Genomic DNA, 15,225 nt, shown 5'->3' with positions numbered 1-15,225 from the left:
TATAAAAAATACGGGAGGGTATTTTTATGGATAAAATGCAGCCCATTGGCGTACTTGATTCAGGAGTCGGCGGCCTGTCGGTTTTGAAATGTTTGCATCGGATGTTGCCGCACGAGGATTTTATTTATGTCGGTGATACTGCACGTACGCCTTACGGCACACGCAGTGAACAAGAAATCCGCGGTTTTGTGGGCGAAATAATCAGTTGGCTGGCAGCAAAAAACGTCAAGCAGATAGTTATAGCCTGCAATACGCTGACGATGCTTGGTGTAGACAGTTTGCGGGGGACGCATCCGTTCAGGGTTGTCGGGATGTCCAAGGGGGCAAAGCAGCTGCTGGCGGCCAGTCCGAATAAGAAAATCGGCGTACTGGCAACGCAGTTTACTATTGCCAGCGGACTGCACAAAAAGGCTATTCTTGCCGCTAACGCGCAAGCGCAGGTTTATCCTGTGGCCTGCCCCAAGTTTGTACCGTTAATCGAGGGTGAGCAGTTTGACAGCCCGGAGCTGCAGCAGGCTATCGCAGAGTATACCGAGCCTTTTAAAAAAGCTGGTGTTGAAGCAGTGATTTTATCCTGCACGCATTATCCTTTTATCAAAGAACAAATCGAAGCCGATTTAGGACCGAAGGTAAAGGTGCTTGACCCGGCGGCTGCCACCAGTGCTGACGCCATTGCGGCACTTAAGGAGGAAGGCCTGCTGCGTACAGAAGGCAAGGGACGTCTGCAGGTTTGCTGCACGGCTGATCTGGCAAGAGTAGAGCGCTTGGCAGGCAGAATGTTGCCTGTCGACGATTGCGACTTTTCTTTAATTGATTTAAAGGAGAATTGATTGCATAACTTTTATTCCGTTCGTAAAAAATAGCAGGAATTTTCTTTTTTATGTCTAATTTATAGTAAATAGGAGTGAGAAGGCTTTCTATTAAGATAGCTTGCTTTGAGAGTTGTCTAAATAGGTATTTATATTTTCGCAGCTATGTCATCTGTATCGGCAGATGACTGGTTACGCAAATGCTATTATATTCAAAAATAATATAAAGAAAGGTGGTAGCTGTGGAAAAGCAGGGAGTATTGAACGATAAAAAAATTGTAGGCTCGCCTATGGTGCATATGACATGTCTTGCTCTGGTGCTGTTTGCATTCTGGATGGTTTTGTCAGGCAGAACAGAAACAAAATTTGTCGTATACGGTATCCTCACAGCTGTGGTGACAACTTGGGTTACATACCCGCTTTTGCTGGTCCCGAATAAGGACGGCAGTAAAAAGTATTATGTTTTCGGTTTTTCGATTCCGAAAATGATCATGTACTTTTTCTGGCTGATGTGGCAGCTGGTGCTCGCCAATATTGACGTGCTGCTGGCAACTACAGGTCAGGAGCTGAACATTGATCCTAAGGTTGTCCGCTTCCGCTTCAGAGCCGATAATCCTATGGCATCTGTTATTTTGGCGAACTCAATTACGCTGACACCGGGTACAGTAACAATGAATGTTACCGACGACGGTGTGTATGAGATTCATGCACTGACCGTTGGTGCGGCCACAGGCGTGCTTGATGGCGGCATGCAGAAAAAGGTTGCCGATTTATATGGCGAAAAATTTGATTTTGCAGTAGTAGAGAGTGAGGAATGATTATGCAGATTATATTTTATATTATGATGGTAGCCATTCTTCTGATCATCGGTACGATGCTGCAGCGCTTGTTTAACGGACCGACAATTTTTGACAGAATGAACGCCTTGGGCGTTATCGGTGCCGATACAATTCTATTATTGGTACTTTTCGGCTATATTGACAAACGTCCGGATATGTATGTTGATATAGCGATTTCTTATGCAATTTTAGGCTTTATCGGCTCGCTGATTGTAGCTAAATTTATAGGAGGTAAAAGGATATGATTGAACAATTTGGTTTTACCTCCCTGCGCGAAGTTATCGCTGCACTCTTTCTGTTAAGCGGTCTGGTATTCTTCGTCGGCTCAGCTATCGGTATGCTGCGCCTGCCGGACTTCTATTCCAGAATCCATGCCTCCGGTAACAGTGAAACTCTTGGCTGTACGCTTTCCTTTATCGGTCTGATGATTTATGAAGGACCTACACTTACAGCGGCAAAGATGGCTTTTGTATTTTTACTTGTTTTTATGGCGAATCCAATCGGCTCGCATATTCTGAGCAAGGCAGCCTATAAATCCGGACATCCTGTCTGGACACTGCAAAGCAAGGGCGCCAAAAAGCTTGTCGGTCTGGAAAAGGCAGACCACAGCGCTGATGAGCCTGTTGGTCATATCCGTAAGAAGACTGTAAAAACAAATCGTAATCAGGTACATAAATATCATAAGAAGAAAGGAGATAAATAAAATGGAGATTTATACTATTGAAGCTCTTTTACTTGTCTTCCTGATTCTCATTACCTGTGCAGTTATTTTCTGCAAGGATATTCTTAGTGCTGCGATTATTTACAGTGCGTTCAGCTTCTGTGCTGTGCTGCTGTACCTGATGATGGGTTCGCCCGACGTTGCCTTTACGGAGGCTGTTATCGGTACGATTTCTACCATCTTCTTCGTAGCTTCGTTGAAAAAAATTGATAGGTGGTGTAAATAATGCGTGGATTAGTTGCTGTTATCCTGGCGATTATGACAGGCATGTTCTGCTCTGTTGTAACCTACCTGCCCGAAATTGGTGACGCGAACACTGCGCCTAACCAGCATGTTACTCCGACCTATATCTCCCGTAGTGCGGAGGATACAGGCTCGCCCAATATCGTAACGGGCGTCATCATCGACTATCGTGGCTTCGATACTATGTGGGAAACCTCGGTAATGTTCCTCGCCGGTCTGACAACGGTGCTGGTGCTGACCAGCAATCCTGTAGGACGCAGACCTGAGGAAGAGCCGGAGGATCCGGAGGAAGGAGAGATTATCAAATGAAAGAACCATTTGGCGGTCTTATCCTGAATGTGGCCTTCAGAATGCTGGTGCCGTTCACGATTACCTACGGCATTTATGTTCTCTGCCTGGGTGAGTTTTCTCCGGGCGGCGGCTTCCAGGCAGGCGCATTGCTTTCTGTAGGCGTGCTGCTGGCACGTCTTATTCTGGGCTTTGATACAAAGTTCAATGTTTTAGGCAAAACCTCTGTTGTTCTTGCCGGCGTTGGCACCTTCCTGTATGCTTTCACCGGTTGGCTGACCTTGTTCGGCGGCGCAGACTTTTTCCTGAACTACAATTATATGCCAATTCATATGGAGCCTCAGCACGAAATGCATGCTATGGGCATTTTCCTTATTGAAATCGGCGTTGCCATCTGCGTAATGATGACAATTATTAATCTGCTTGATGCAATTGTGAAAAGGGGTGACGAAGATGGAAGTGCTAAATGAGTTTTTGAAAACAAAAGGCATTTATTCCCTGGTCATGATTCTTTTCTTCCTGGGTGTGTATGGCATGGTCCTCAGCAAAAACTATATGAAGAAGCTGATGGCGATGAATGTTATGCAGGTTGCCGTAATCTATTTTTACCTGTGTTTTGCACAGAAGGATGGCGCAATGATTCCTATCCAGAACGGCCTGACAACAGATCCTAATGCTTACATTAACCCTCTGCCGCATGGCCTGATGCTGACAGCGATCGTTGTAAGCCTTGGTACTACAGGCGTAGCAATTGCACTCCTCATGCGTATTAAAGAAATCTACGGCTCTGTTGAAGAGGTAGAGGTATTGAGGAGGGCTAGTAAATGACACAGCATGCTCCCGTCTTAATTGTACTTTTACCTTTAACAGCATCGTTGCTGTGTATGTTGTTTTCCCGTATGAGCAAAAATTTAGGCTCCTGGATAGTTATGGCTTCTATCGCAGGTGCCTTTGCCAATGCCTGCATCGTACTGCAAAGAGTTATGGAGTCCGGCGGCAAAACCTGGCATTACTGGATGGGTGGTTGGGAACCGCCAATCGGTATTGAATTTGCTCTTGACCCCTTAAACAGTATTCTGGCAGTAGTGGTAACGTTTATTTCCCTGATGGTTTCGCTTTACAGCCGTCCGTTCGTCAAGGATGAGGATTGGCTGCATGTAGGCGGCTATTATACATTGTTTGGTCTGCTGACTGTTGGCCTTTCCGGTATGATCATCACCGGTGACGTTTTTAACCTCTATGTATATCTGGAGATTATGTCACTTTCCGGTTACGGCCTGATTGCTCTTGGCGGCAGAAAGTCAATGCTGGCAGCCTTCCGTTACCTGTTAATCGGTACCATCGGTGCTTCTCTGTATCTGCTCGGCGTCGGTTATCTGTATGCTATGACAGGTACTCTGAACATGGCTGACCTTGCTGCACGCGTAGTACCGCATCTGAACTCGCCACTGTTTGCGATTGCTGTAGCTTGCTTTATTATTGGCTTCGGTATCAAGATGGCGCTGTTCCCGTTGCATGGCTGGCAGCCTGATGCCTACACCTTCGCTCATCCGGGCGCTGCTGCTTTTATCGCAGGCTGCATGAGTAAGGCTCCGGCATATGCTTTAATTCGTTTTGTATATTATATCTTTAAGGTTGATAACCCTGTAGTTCAGAGTGCGCTCAACGTTTTGGGCATTCTCGGTGTAGCAGGTATCCTTATCGGTTCTATTATGGCGATGGCTCAGTATGACTTCCGCCGTATGCTGGCATATTCCTCTGTGGCACAGATCGGTTACATTGCAATCGGTCTGGCAATGGGTAATATGTACGGCTTCATCGGCGCCGTGCTGCATGCTATCAACCATGCTTTTATGAAGAGCAGCCTCTTTTTGGTTATCGGCGGTATTGAGTATCGCTTCGGTGAGGTTAATCTTTACCGCTTAGGCGGCATGAACAAAAAGATGACTATCAGCACGATCACCGTGCTGCTGGCTTCTCTGTCTATGATCGGCCTGCCTCCGACCTGCGGCTTCTTCAGTAAATGGTATCTTATGCTTGGTGCCTACACCGGCGCACAGTACTTTTACATCGCTGTACTTGTTATCAGCTCTCTGCTGAACGCAATTTATTTCTTCCGCATTATTGAGCAGATGTTTATTCAGCGTGAAGCTTCGCTGACCGAGGTACATCCGCATAAGGGCAAGCTGGGCTTACCGCTTTCCATGGTTATCCCGATTCTCGTCGGCGGTATCATGATTCTGGTACTTGGCTTCTACAGTGTTGACATCGTTACCGATGTTGTTAAGTTAGGATTGCCGGAGGTGTTTCTGAGATGACTATTATAGATTGCAGACCATTTCTGGCGGTTGGTGTATCCTTTATAGCTGCTGTACTTATCGCGTTCAGCAGACGCTGGCCTAACCTGCGTGAAACCTGGAGCGTTATCGCTTCCGTACTTAAATTCGGTATCATCCTGTCGATGCTGCCTGCTGTTCTCGACGGCAATCAGTATCAGTGGACGCTGTGCCAGATTACCGATACCGTGGGACTGACGCTGCGTACCGATCCGGCCGGCATGATTTTTGCGGTGCTGGCTTCGATGCTGTGGGTACCGATGAACTTCTATTCCATCGGCTATATGCGTTGCAATAACGAAAGCGAGCAGACCGGTTACTTTGCTGCTTTTGCTATTTGCATGAGTGCCGTAATGGGCATTGCGATGGCCGAAAACCTGTTGACCTTCTTCATCTTTTACGAGCTGCTGACTCTGGCAAGCTATCCGCTGGTACTGCATAAGCGTAACCAGGAAGCTTTGATGGCCAGCCGTAAGTATTTGATTTATACCTTGATTTCCGGTCAGCTTTTCCTGGCCGGCGTTATCGCCGTTTACTGCATCAGCGGTACGATGGACTTTACTCCCGGCGGCTTTCTGACTACGGACATGGCTCCGAGATGGGTGCTGCAGGCTATCTTCGTACTGATGATTTTGGCAGGCTCCGTAAAGGCTGCAGTTATGCCGCTGCATGGCTGGCTGCCGGCAGCAATGATTGCACCGACTCCGGTATCTGCCTTGCTGCATGCCGTTGCCGTTGTTAAAACCGGCGTTTTCGCCGTACTGCGTATCATCGGCTTCGTCTTTGGTCCGAAGCTGTTGGCGGAAATCGGTGTCGTTGACGTATTGGCGTGGGCTGCTGCGGCAAGCATTATCATTTCTTCGCTTATCGCTCTGCGTCAGGATCATCTGAAACGTCGTCTGGCGTTCTCTACTATCGGCCAGCTTTCCTACATCGTTTTAGGTGCTGCTCTGATTTCTCCGCTGAGCATCAAGGGTGCTTACCTGCATCTGGTAGCTCATGCTGTTATGAAGATTACCCTCTTTATGTGCGCCGGTCTGATTATCGCGCGTACACACAGAAACAATATAAGTGAGCTTTATGGCATCGGCAAAAAGCTGCCGGTAACAATGGCCTGCTTCACGATTGCTTCCCTGGGTATCGCCGGTACGCCGTTCCTCGTTGGCTTTGTCAGCAAATGGAATCTGGCACTCGGTGCTTTGCAGGCAGGCAAGCCTCTGTACATTCTCGTCTGGGTTGCCAGCGCACTTTTGGCTGCCGGCTATCTGATGCCTGTTGTACAGATGGCATACTTCCGCAAGGACCCACAGGAGGAGTTTCGTGAATATGGCGCTATTAGCTACTCGATGCTGATTCCTATCTGCATTACAACGATTATTGCTGTTGTCCTCGGTATCGTGCCGGATATTTATCCGCACTTCTATGAGCTGGCAACAATGGCCTCCAACGCTATTTGCGCAGGCTGGAATGGAGGTTGGATGTAATGAGCAAGAAAACTGTTTACATGATAGCTGCTGCCGTGCTCGTGCTTTCCGCAATCGGAGAGCTTTGCGGCGTACATCTGCACAGTCCTGCGTGGTGGCCGCTGCCGTTTGGCTATGATATTTTCTTCGGCTTTGTCGGCTGTTGGCTGCTGATTATTCTGGCAAAAATTATCATGACGCCGCTGCTGCAGCGTGATGAAACCTACTATGATGATCCTAAGGGAGGTGAGGACGATGAGTAATCTGCTTCATCCCGGTCTGATCCTCATTGCCGTGGGCGTTCTTGCGGTACTTGTGCCGAAAATGCTGCGCAAGTTCATTTTGGCTGTAGGCCCGTTCTTTGCCCTCTTTGCTGCACTTTCTATGCCGGTTGGCACAGATTTGAGCATTGAGTTTCTTGGTACAGGCTATCATTTGGGCTACATGTTTGTAGATAAGCTCAGCTATGTATTCTGCATGATTTTTGCGCTGATGGCTTGCATCGGCGGCATTTATTCCTGTCATAACGAGAACCGCATGGAAGCATTGTGCTCCATGTCCTATGCCGGCTGTGCTCTTGGTGTAACACTGGCTAAGGATTGGCTGACGCTGATTTTCTTCTGGGAAGCACTTGCCGTAACCTCTCTGTTCTTGATCTGGTGCCGCAATACTCCTCAGTCCCGTCGCGCAGGCTTGCGTTATCTTTTGGTGCACATGCTCGGCGGTAACCTGCTGCTGCTCGGTATCTTCCTGAAGGTTGGCAGCGGTGATTCTCTGATTGCAAATCTGTCTAAGGCTCCGCATGACCTTGCTTTCTGGGCGATTTTAATCGGTGTTGCTGTCAATGCGGCAATTCCGCCGGTTAATGCCTGGCTGGTTGATGCTTATCCAGAAGGCACGATTACAGGCAGCGTATTCTTAAGCTCCTTTACGACAAAGGTTGCTGTTTACGCTTTAATCCGTATCTTTGCCGGAACTGATTTCCTGATGGGCTTTGGCTGCTTCATGGCGCTTTACGGTGCAGCCTATGCGATTATGGAAAACGATATGCGCCGTCTGCTCGGTTACCATATTATCAGCCAGGTCGGCTTCATGGTTGCTGGTGTAGGCGTTGGCACGGCAATGGCACTGAACGGTGCTGCGGCTCATGCCTTCTCGCACATCCTGTATAAATCGCTGCTCTTCATGTGTGCCGGTGCAATTATCTATGCAACCGGTATCCGTAAGATTAACCAGCTCAGCGGTATGGCGAAAAAGATGCCGTTTGTGGCAGTGTGCTTCTTTGTAGCGGCGTTCTCCATTTCCGGTGTACCGTTCTTCAACGGCTTCATCAGCAAAACGATTACGATTGCCGCCGCATCTGCTGCCGGTTATGATTGGGTATATACACTGCTGGAGCTTGCCAGCATAGGTACATTCTTGTCCATTACCTTGAAGATGGGTTATTTTATCTTCCTGCGTGATGCCGATAAGAATGTAGAAATTAAAAATCCTCTGCCGAAGAATATGTATCTTGGCATGGGCTTTGGCGCAGCGCTCTGCTTCCTGTACGGCGTATATCCGGACCTGCTGTATCGTTATCTGCCGTTCGGTTATCCAGATTACCAGCCGTTCACTGCAGCACATATGCTGAGCTACGCAGAAATTCTTGTCGTAACCATGGTTCCGTTTATGATGTTCCTGCCGCGCATGGAGCCTCATACAGCGCTCAGCCTCGATACAGACTGGTTCTATCGTAAGCCGATTGATTTTGTCATCGTTCGTATCAGCATGCTGCTGTGTGCAATCAGTGGCGGCCTGGGCGGAGCCTGGGGCGTTCTGTACGAAAAGTTTATGGATCTTACGAGCAATCCGATGGATTTCCTCGATGCCAAACCGTTCCGTAAGCGTTCGCATTATAACCCGGAAAACTACCGTACATCTATCGCTGACCCGATGATGATTACCTTAACGGTGCTGGTAAGCAGCATTGCTTACTTCATTGCAACATTGTAAAATGCTTTTGAGAGCTGTCGCACGCAGGTGCGGCAGCTCTTTTACGTAGTTTTTTCAAAGTATAATTTATCTGTCTTGTAAATATTCTTATTGGGTGTTATATTATTGATAATCATCATATATGAAAGAGGTTATCTGTATGCTTAAGGGTATATTTTTAATTATAGGCGCAGCTACCTGCTGGGGCATGGGCGGTGTAGCAGGACAGTATTTGTATCAATATCATCAGGCAGATATGATTTGGCTTTGCATGGCGCGGCAGATTTTGGCAGGCTGTATGTTCTTGCTTTTTGCGGCCTTTGTGCAGAAGCAGGATATCTTTGCTATTCTCAAAGCAGATACCTGGAATATTATTGAGTTTTCTTTTTTAGGTATTTTAGGCGCGCAATTGGGCTTTTATTACACAATCAGCCTGTGTAATGCTGCTACAGCGACGGTATTGCAGTACATGGCACCGATTTATGTAATGCTGTGGATGAGTTATAAGTCAAGAAAAATTCCTGACGTGCGTGAACTGATAGGCATTGTCGGCGCACTTGTCGGTGTCTTTCTTATCGCAACGCACGGCAGTCTGGATAGCCTGGCGATTTCGCCAATGGCATTGACAATCGGTGTATTGTCTGCGCTTTCCTATGCATATTACAGCATTAAGCCGGGCCAAATGCTCAAAAAATATACTGCGGCAACGCTTATTGGCTGGGGCCAGCTTATCAGCGGTGTGGCATTGATTATCTGGCGTAATCCCTTTGCTCCTGCAGGTCATTGGGATATGAGCGGTTATCTGGCGTTTGCGTATCTGCTGTTGGGTGCTACTATTGCGAGCTATGCCTTATATTTGGCAGGCCTGAAATTTGTCGGACCTACCAAGGCGAGTCTGATTTCCTGCGCCGAGCCTTTGGCTTCTATTATCTCCGTAGTTTTGTTGCTGAACACAAAATTGGCAGTTGCTGACTATATCGGTATGGCGTGCATTATTTTCACGGTTTTATTACTTTCACTGCCCAAAAAATAAACATTTTTCATAGCAGATATGATAGAATAGAATTAAGTAAAATAGCTTAAGCTAAGCAGGAGGAGGTACGGAGATGACTGATTATAAGTACAAATATGGTCATGGCTACAAGGAGTTTTCTCTGCCGGAGGAGCATGTTCTGGGCGAACTGAAAATGAAGCAGATGCAGCCGCTGGAGAATTTAAAAGCAGCTGTTCTGGATGCTTTGTATCATCCTATCGCCAGCGCACCGATTAATGAGCTGGTGCAGCCCGGAATGAAAATTGCCTTTATCTGTAACGATTCAACCCGTGTTGCCAACACGCATTCCTTTATGCCCATTTTGGTTAACGAAATGAATAAACTGGGCGTTAAGGATGAGGATATGCATATTGTCTTTGCGTTAGGCACCCATCGCTGCATGAGCCATGAGGAAATGGTGGAGCAGGTTGGCGAGGACGTTGCCAAACGCCTGAAAATGTATAATAGTGACTGCCACGTGCAGGATGATTTTGAATATTTTGGTGAAACAGAGCATGGTACGCCTGTATGGCTCAATAAGCATGTCTGCGATGCTGACCTGGTTATTTTGACCGGTACCGTTGTTTATCACTTCTTCAGCGGCTTTGGCGGCGGACGCAAGGCTGTGCTGCCCGGTGTTGCCGCTATGGAAACGGTACGCAAAAACCATAGCCTGATGATGAGCCCGGAGGCCAAATTAGGCAAGCTGCATGGTAATCCTGTATACGATGATCAGGTAGAGGGCGTGCGTCTTTTTGCCAAAGAGCATAAGATGTTCCTGTTCCATTCTATCTTAGATGCGCAAAAGCACTTCCTGAAGGTTTTTGCCGGTGACTGGGATGAAGCACATCTTGAGGCCTGCAAATTTGTGGAGCAAGTTTATGGCGTACCTATCAACGAGCCTGCGGATGTAGTAATTGCCAGCTGTGGCGGTTATCCTAAGGATATTAACATCTACCAGCTGCAGAAGACGATGGATAACGCCTGGTGCGCTGTTAAGGACGGCGGCGTGATTATAATCCTTGGCGAATGTGAAGAAGGCAGCGGCAGTGCTGCTTTGGAAAAAGCATTGGAGGAAAATCCTTCGCCGGATGCTATTAAAGCTGAGCTGGAAAAGAATTTTGTTATCGGTGCGCATAAGGCGTTTGCTATCACCCGTCTGATGAAGAAAGCGCATTTTATCCTTGTTTCTGCTTTGGATAAAGAGCTTGCTAAGAAATTGCTGTTTGAATCCGTGGACAGTGTAGAGGAAGCAATACAGCTGGCAGAAAAATATGTTGGCAAAGATTATAAGGTTTTGTTGATGCCGCAGGGTAGTTTGACAGTGCCTGTGTTGAAAAAATAAAATTCTATAAAAAAATAAATGGCTCTTGCCTTTTACGATGATATCAGATATAATTGTAATGTTATTAGTATGTGATTAAGTAGAAGGGGAGAACGTTTGTGAAGTTAGATATTGATTACAAGGCTATTGGACTGAGGATAAAGGCCGCTCGTGCCAGAAAAGGATTAACTCAGGGAAATATAGCTAATCTAACTGGTCTGTCAACTCCGCATATCAGCAATATAGAAACCGGTAATACTAAGCTTGGCCTGCCTACAATTATTCATCTGGCTAATGTACTGGATGTTTCTGTGGACGAGCTGTTGTGTGACAACATTCATCACAGTGAGCAGATTTACTGCAATGAGCTGGCTGACTTGGTTAAGGATTGTTCTGTAGACGAGCTGCATATTATTTCTGAATTGGCTAAGGTCATCAAAAAGGCTGGTATTAACAGTGCCAAGAAGGCCAGAAAGCGCCGTACTAAGGCAGAGATGGCAGCAGCTAAGGCAGCGGAAGAGGCTGCGATGCAGCAGGAAATTTAATAGGCTTATGTGCTACTGTAGCTCAGCTGGTAGAGCAACTGATTCGTAATCAGTAGGTCGCAGGTTCAAATCCCGTCAGTAGCTCCATTAAAAAATCAAGCACCCATGCGGGTTTTAAGCCGTAGGGTGCTTTTTTTCGTGCGAAAAAAAATAGGGGATTTGTCTACCTTTTTGTCTACCTTTCTGCCAACATTGTAAAATAATGGTGCGAAAGTATGGGGAGAAAGACTAGAGCGAGATTATCGCGAGCTCTAGTTATAATAATATAGGATTGCTGCAAAAGCCCATTGTTGCTGGGTTTGCGCGTGATTAAGGTGTGCAAAAAACCGTAAAAAGTGTGCAAAAAACCGTCATCTAATTGTTGGAGGTGTGCAAAAAACCGTTAATTGATGTTTGGAGACTAAGACTATAATATAGCATCTCAAACTAATGGATAGCTAAAATTTAAGTATTCTCTAAGATTTGTGTACTAAAAAACCAGTGGAAATTTACTTGATGGTAAAACTTCACTGGTTTTTATGTTTAAATCTGGAGTTAGCCCAAGCCTCGTTGATGAAGAAGTTGCTCGATATCGTAAATGGAATCAATAGTGCTTTTGAAAAGAGCATCGTTTAGGCGGCATATGTACATGTACTCCTGATCCTCGTATTTCTTTAGGAGGTCTTTGTTGTCTATCAGAGCTTTACAATAACGTTGTTCAGAGGGTGCAGCTACTGTATAGCGGGCAATGCGATATGCAATATACATGCGTGTCAAAAAAATAATATTTGCCCTCATAACTTGGGTATAGCTGCTTACTCTTAGCTTTTCATCAATATATTTTTGAGGGAGTGGAAAATCATGTATAAGGTCTTTATGAGATCCAGAGTAGTGCTCGCTAAAGCAAAAAGCAGTTAATTCTTTCTCTAACTCAAGGAGAAAATCTTCGTTGTATATTTTTGAAGAAAAACCAAGCATGAAATCGCTAGAAACAGCAAATAAATTACAGATACTCTTAAACATTTCGAGTGTCGGCTGGCTTTTGCCGCTTTCCCACGCAGTAATAGAGGGAGCTTTGATATCTAGAATCATTGCCAAATCTCTTGTAGATAATTTATATGCTGTTCGCAGTAATTTGATACTCTCACTAAAAGATAACATAATAATATCCCTTCATTGAATTCACATTTTTTTACAATCTAAAGGTTGCGTTGATAATACAACGATGCTAAAATATAACTAGCAGAAACGCTAAAAATAATCTAGCGAACAATAAAGTCTAACTAACACTAATTATATCACATATCACAAAAAGGCACAAAAAGGAGGAAAAAATGGAAAAGGAAAAATTATTTTACACATTGAGGGAAATTAGAGAGGAAATATATGGTCAAGAAATATCGTTAGCAACGCTCCAAAATATGGTACATGCAGGTCAAATACCATCTATACGTGTGATGCGTAGGATTTTTATTCCGTGTTGGTGGGTTAAGCAGCAAATAGCTTTGGCAAAGGGAGCTAACTATGAAGGAGATTGATCGCTATAATCCAATTATTAGGCCAATGTATGATTTGATAGATATAAAATATAATTTAAAGGAATATGATCATGAGTTAAGTGTAGAGTTACATCAGTTTGTAGATTTTATTGTTTGGTGGGCGTTGAATAACAATACTGTTTCGCAAAAGATGCATTATGTATCAGCATGTGATTATTTTTATGTAAAGGGAATTAAACGTCCAGGATCAAAAGATTATAATAGATTTTATGATTTTTTTCAACGATTAAGTTTTGTTATACTTGATATATCACGTAGGGTTGTCAACAATAAAGCTAATATACGATCAAGTATAGTAACTAATTTGGCTATTTTCAGCGATAAACTTGATAAAAGAAAAGTTTGCGTAATGTATGAAATCAATCCATTTTTAATGCTGTATTTTAATTGGATTGCTAGAAATTTATCTCAAAATATATTTATATCAATAAAATTGAAAAGAAAATACTCATATAAATTATATTTATATGTACTCAGACGTGCTATTGAGGTAAATGGTGTAATACGTGTTAGTTATGATGAGTTAGGGAAGCGTGTCGGAAGAAACGAGGGTGAAGAAAACAAGGCATTTAATCGTTACCTAAGGCTTGCCATTAAGGAAATAAACATGGTTGGGTATAGTTATAATTATCACAATTTTACAATAATAATAGATAAGAGACATGATAATCAAGTTACTATTAGGATTTCAAATTTAAAGAAGCAAAGCGCAGACTTGGAGAGGATGTCAGTATAAATGGTGAGACGAGCAAAAGGTGAAGGATCTATAAGATATGACAATAAGCATGATCGTTATATTTGGCGATTGAAATTTTTAGGAGAGGATGGGTTAAAGCATGAGAAATATTTAACAGCTAAGACCAAAAAAGGGTTGCAAGAAAAAATTAAGGAGTATCAAAGTAAGAAAGAGCTTAATATATCAGATGTAAAATTAGCTGATTGGAGCAGTAATTGGCTTACGGTGATAAAACCCACTATTAAAATAAGCACTTACGATTATTATGATATGTTTCTTCGCAATTATATTAATCCTAATTTAGGAGAGAAAAAGGTGAAGGAGTTAACACCTATAATGCTACAGGAATTTTTTAACCAAATGGTTGGTGAAAATGGTAAAAAAGGCAGGGCATTATCAGCAACTACAATTAACGGTATGCGAAGAACGTTAAAAACATGCTTGGAATATGCTGTAAAAAATGGAGTCATAAGAATGAATCCAGCTGCAACTACGAAGCCGTTAAAAAAAGCAGATAAAAAAGTAATTGCGTTATCAAAAGAACAGGTAATAGCGTTATTAAGTACTGCATCTAAAGCAGATTATATTTATACTGATGTCAAACAGAATTTTATAGAAGATGAAGGGAAAAAGTACTTACGAAAGTGTTATTACTATGCTATTGCTTTGGATATTGCTACGGGACTGAGAATAGGGGAGCTATTTGCTTTAACTTGGGATGATGTTGATTTTGATAAATTCAATATTATGATTAGAAGAAATTTACAGCATAGATCTAACGGTAGAGAACTTGGAACATTAAAAACGATAAGGTCTCAACGACTTATCCAAATAGATGAAAAAACAATCAACTTGCTGAAAGAATGGCGGGAATATCAGAATCGTTATGCAAAGCAATACCATTCAATTTACGACAATGAAATAAATTTGGTTTTTACTAATAGTTGGGGTAAAATGTACAATCACACTAATTTTTATCGTCGTTATTGGCGGAAATTAGTTAAAGCAGCCGGTTTACCAGAAGGGTTTAATTTTCATGGTCTGAGGCATACCCATGCAACACTGCTGTTGTTAGCAGGCGAAAATATTAAAGCTGTGAGCGAACGTCTTGGGCACAGTTCGGTCTCTACAACGCTTAATATCTACTATAATCTGGTGCCAAATCTACAAAAACATGCTGCTGATACGTTCGCAAAATTAGATTTGTTATAGTGTAAATACTTGGTCTGAAAGGAGCAATATCATATGAAACAATTAGTGTATAATCGTCAAATTGATAGGTATATAATTAAAGGGGAAGACTAACTATAAAAAGTCAAGAGGTTGGTAAGAAAAAAATTCCGTATATGTAGTGGTATTTTATGCAACACAAATAA

General features: G+C 43.9%; 19 protein-coding genes and 1 tRNA gene. 19 read left to right on the top strand and 1 reads right to left on the bottom strand.

What is annotated here, in order from left to right; translation table 11 throughout:
* Window positions 1–26 precede the first annotated feature (26 nt).
* The 16 genes from murI to Q0612_RS05820 all read left to right on the top strand — a co-directional run bounded on the left by murI (window position 27) and on the right by Q0612_RS05820 (window position 11,662).
* The gene (murI, locus tag Q0612_RS05895) at window positions 27–830 is read left to right on the top strand and encodes a glutamate racemase (RefSeq protein WP_298882019.1); all 804 of its coding nucleotides are present in this window, start codon (window positions 27–29) and stop codon (window positions 828–830) included.
* A 221-nt stretch (window positions 831–1,051) separates the two neighbouring features.
* On the top strand, window positions 1,052–1,627 hold the full coding sequence (locus tag Q0612_RS05890) for a Na+/H+ antiporter subunit E (RefSeq protein WP_298882017.1): 576 nt from the start codon (window positions 1,052–1,054) through the stop codon (window positions 1,625–1,627).
* A gap of 2 nt (window positions 1,628–1,629) precedes the next feature.
* Complete coding sequence (locus Q0612_RS05885) at window positions 1,630–1,893, top strand: monovalent cation/H+ antiporter complex subunit F (protein WP_021720122.1); 264 nt, start codon at window positions 1,630–1,632, stop codon at window positions 1,891–1,893.
* Window positions 1,890–2,351, top strand: a complete 462-nt coding sequence (gene mnhG / locus Q0612_RS05880) for a monovalent cation/H(+) antiporter subunit G (RefSeq protein WP_293829228.1) — start codon at window positions 1,890–1,892, stop codon at window positions 2,349–2,351. The genes Q0612_RS05885 and mnhG overlap by 4 nt, the downstream gene beginning before the upstream one ends.
* Before the next feature lies 1 nt (window position 2,352).
* Window positions 2,353–2,595, top strand: a complete 243-nt coding sequence (locus Q0612_RS05875) for a hydrogenase subunit MbhD domain-containing protein (protein WP_009146418.1) — start codon at window positions 2,353–2,355, stop codon at window positions 2,593–2,595.
* Complete coding sequence (gene mbhE / locus Q0612_RS05870) at window positions 2,595–2,921, top strand: hydrogen gas-evolving membrane-bound hydrogenase subunit E (RefSeq protein ID WP_009146419.1); 327 nt, start codon at window positions 2,595–2,597, stop codon at window positions 2,919–2,921. Before Q0612_RS05875 ends, mbhE begins: the two co-directional genes overlap by 1 nt.
* On the top strand, window positions 2,918–3,370 hold the full coding sequence (locus tag Q0612_RS05865; RefSeq protein ID WP_298882012.1) for an MnhB domain-containing protein: 453 nt from the start codon (window positions 2,918–2,920) through the stop codon (window positions 3,368–3,370). Before mbhE ends, Q0612_RS05865 begins: the two co-directional genes overlap by 4 nt.
* Window positions 3,354–3,728 carry a sodium:proton antiporter gene (locus Q0612_RS05860; RefSeq protein ID WP_009146421.1) on the top strand — a complete coding sequence of 125 codons (375 nt, stop codon included), beginning with the start codon at window positions 3,354–3,356 and terminating at the stop codon, window positions 3,726–3,728. Before Q0612_RS05865 ends, Q0612_RS05860 begins: the two co-directional genes overlap by 17 nt.
* A 71-nt stretch (window positions 3,729–3,799) precedes the next feature.
* On the top strand, window positions 3,800–5,218 hold the full coding sequence (locus Q0612_RS05855; RefSeq protein ID WP_298882007.1) for a monovalent cation/H+ antiporter subunit D family protein: 1,419 nt from the start codon (window positions 3,800–3,802) through the stop codon (window positions 5,216–5,218).
* Window positions 5,215–6,720 (top strand): monovalent cation/H+ antiporter subunit D family protein, encoded by a 1,506-nt coding sequence (locus Q0612_RS05850; protein WP_298882004.1) that lies wholly within the window; start codon window positions 5,215–5,217, stop codon window positions 6,718–6,720. Before Q0612_RS05855 ends, Q0612_RS05850 begins: the two co-directional genes overlap by 4 nt.
* Complete coding sequence (locus Q0612_RS05845; RefSeq protein ID WP_293692322.1) at window positions 6,720–6,962, top strand: hypothetical protein; 243 nt, start codon at window positions 6,720–6,722, stop codon at window positions 6,960–6,962. Before Q0612_RS05850 ends, Q0612_RS05845 begins: the two co-directional genes overlap by 1 nt.
* Window positions 6,955–8,694 (top strand): Na(+)/H(+) antiporter subunit D, encoded by a 1,740-nt coding sequence (locus Q0612_RS05840; protein ID WP_298881999.1) that lies wholly within the window; start codon window positions 6,955–6,957, stop codon window positions 8,692–8,694. Before Q0612_RS05845 ends, Q0612_RS05840 begins: the two co-directional genes overlap by 8 nt.
* A gap of 139 nt (window positions 8,695–8,833) precedes the next feature.
* A complete protein-coding gene (locus Q0612_RS05835) occupies window positions 8,834–9,706 on the top strand; it encodes a DMT family transporter (protein WP_298881997.1) in 873 nt (290 codons plus the stop codon).
* 73 nt (window positions 9,707–9,779) lie between these two features.
* Window positions 9,780–11,051, top strand: a complete 1,272-nt coding sequence (larA, locus tag Q0612_RS05830) for a nickel-dependent lactate racemase (RefSeq protein WP_298881994.1) — start codon at window positions 9,780–9,782, stop codon at window positions 11,049–11,051.
* 98 nt (window positions 11,052–11,149) lie between these two features.
* Window positions 11,150–11,575: a helix-turn-helix domain-containing protein gene (locus tag Q0612_RS05825; protein WP_293829232.1), complete on the top strand. Its 426-nt coding sequence runs from the start codon at window positions 11,150–11,152 to the stop codon at window positions 11,573–11,575.
* A gap of 11 nt (window positions 11,576–11,586) precedes the next feature.
* A tRNA-Thr gene (locus tag Q0612_RS05820) sits at window positions 11,587–11,662 on the top strand.
* Window positions 11,663–12,109: 447 nt separating this feature from the next.
* Here Q0612_RS05820 and Q0612_RS05815 read toward each other — a convergent pair.
* The gene (locus tag Q0612_RS05815) at window positions 12,110–12,715 is read right to left on the bottom strand and encodes a helix-turn-helix domain-containing protein (protein WP_293823404.1); all 606 of its coding nucleotides are present in this window, start codon (window positions 12,713–12,715) and stop codon (window positions 12,110–12,112) included.
* 173 nt (window positions 12,716–12,888) lie between these two features.
* Between Q0612_RS05815 and Q0612_RS05810 the strand changes: the two genes are divergently transcribed.
* Genes Q0612_RS05810 through Q0612_RS05800 form a run of 3 tightly spaced genes read left to right on the top strand, consistent with a single transcriptional unit; the run spans window position 12,889 to window position 15,061 of the window.
* A complete protein-coding gene (locus tag Q0612_RS05810; RefSeq protein WP_293823403.1) occupies window positions 12,889–13,092 on the top strand; it encodes a hypothetical protein in 204 nt (67 codons plus the stop codon).
* Window positions 13,079–13,849, top strand: a complete 771-nt coding sequence (locus Q0612_RS05805) for a hypothetical protein (protein WP_293823401.1) — start codon at window positions 13,079–13,081, stop codon at window positions 13,847–13,849. The genes Q0612_RS05810 and Q0612_RS05805 overlap by 14 nt, the downstream gene beginning before the upstream one ends.
* A complete protein-coding gene (locus Q0612_RS05800; protein WP_293823400.1) occupies window positions 13,850–15,061 on the top strand; it encodes a site-specific integrase in 1,212 nt (403 codons plus the stop codon).
* The last annotated feature ends 164 nt before the right edge of the window (window positions 15,062–15,225 follow it).

Source organism: uncultured Phascolarctobacterium sp., assembly GCF_937920985.1.
Lineage (GTDB): Bacteria > Bacillota > Negativicutes > Acidaminococcales > Acidaminococcaceae > Phascolarctobacterium_A.
The sequence above is the reverse complement of the archived record's forward strand: the minus strand, read 5'-3'. Positions and strand labels throughout refer to the sequence as shown.

Coding starts and splice junctions, on each gene's coding strand:
- Q0612_RS05805 (WP_293823401.1), top strand. CDS start 13,079: ATGAAGGAGATTGATCGCTATAATCCAATTATTAGGCCAATGTATGAT.
- Q0612_RS05810 (WP_293823403.1), top strand. CDS start 12,889: ATGGAAAAGGAAAAATTATTTTACACATTGAGGGAAATTAGAGAGGAA.
- Q0612_RS05875 (WP_009146418.1), top strand. CDS start 2,353: ATGGAGATTTATACTATTGAAGCTCTTTTACTTGTCTTCCTGATTCTC.
- Q0612_RS05840 (WP_298881999.1), top strand. CDS start 6,955: ATGAGTAATCTGCTTCATCCCGGTCTGATCCTCATTGCCGTGGGCGTT.
- Q0612_RS05845 (WP_293692322.1), top strand. CDS start 6,720: ATGAGCAAGAAAACTGTTTACATGATAGCTGCTGCCGTGCTCGTGCTT.
- Q0612_RS05860 (WP_009146421.1), top strand. CDS start 3,354: ATGGAAGTGCTAAATGAGTTTTTGAAAACAAAAGGCATTTATTCCCTG.
- Q0612_RS05865 (WP_298882012.1), top strand. CDS start 2,918: ATGAAAGAACCATTTGGCGGTCTTATCCTGAATGTGGCCTTCAGAATG.
- mnhG (WP_293829228.1), top strand. CDS start 1,890: ATGATTGAACAATTTGGTTTTACCTCCCTGCGCGAAGTTATCGCTGCA.
- larA (WP_298881994.1), top strand. CDS start 9,780: ATGACTGATTATAAGTACAAATATGGTCATGGCTACAAGGAGTTTTCT.
- Q0612_RS05835 (WP_298881997.1), top strand. CDS start 8,834: ATGCTTAAGGGTATATTTTTAATTATAGGCGCAGCTACCTGCTGGGGC.
- Q0612_RS05885 (WP_021720122.1), top strand. CDS start 1,630: ATGCAGATTATATTTTATATTATGATGGTAGCCATTCTTCTGATCATC.
- Q0612_RS05815 (WP_293823404.1), bottom strand. CDS start 12,715: ATGTTATCTTTTAGTGAGAGTATCAAATTACTGCGAACAGCATATAAA.
- Q0612_RS05800 (WP_293823400.1), top strand. CDS start 13,850: ATGGTGAGACGAGCAAAAGGTGAAGGATCTATAAGATATGACAATAAG.
- mbhE (WP_009146419.1), top strand. CDS start 2,595: ATGCGTGGATTAGTTGCTGTTATCCTGGCGATTATGACAGGCATGTTC.
- Q0612_RS05850 (WP_298882004.1), top strand. CDS start 5,215: ATGACTATTATAGATTGCAGACCATTTCTGGCGGTTGGTGTATCCTTT.
- murI (WP_298882019.1), top strand. CDS start 27: ATGGATAAAATGCAGCCCATTGGCGTACTTGATTCAGGAGTCGGCGGC.
- Q0612_RS05855 (WP_298882007.1), top strand. CDS start 3,800: ATGAGCAAAAATTTAGGCTCCTGGATAGTTATGGCTTCTATCGCAGGT.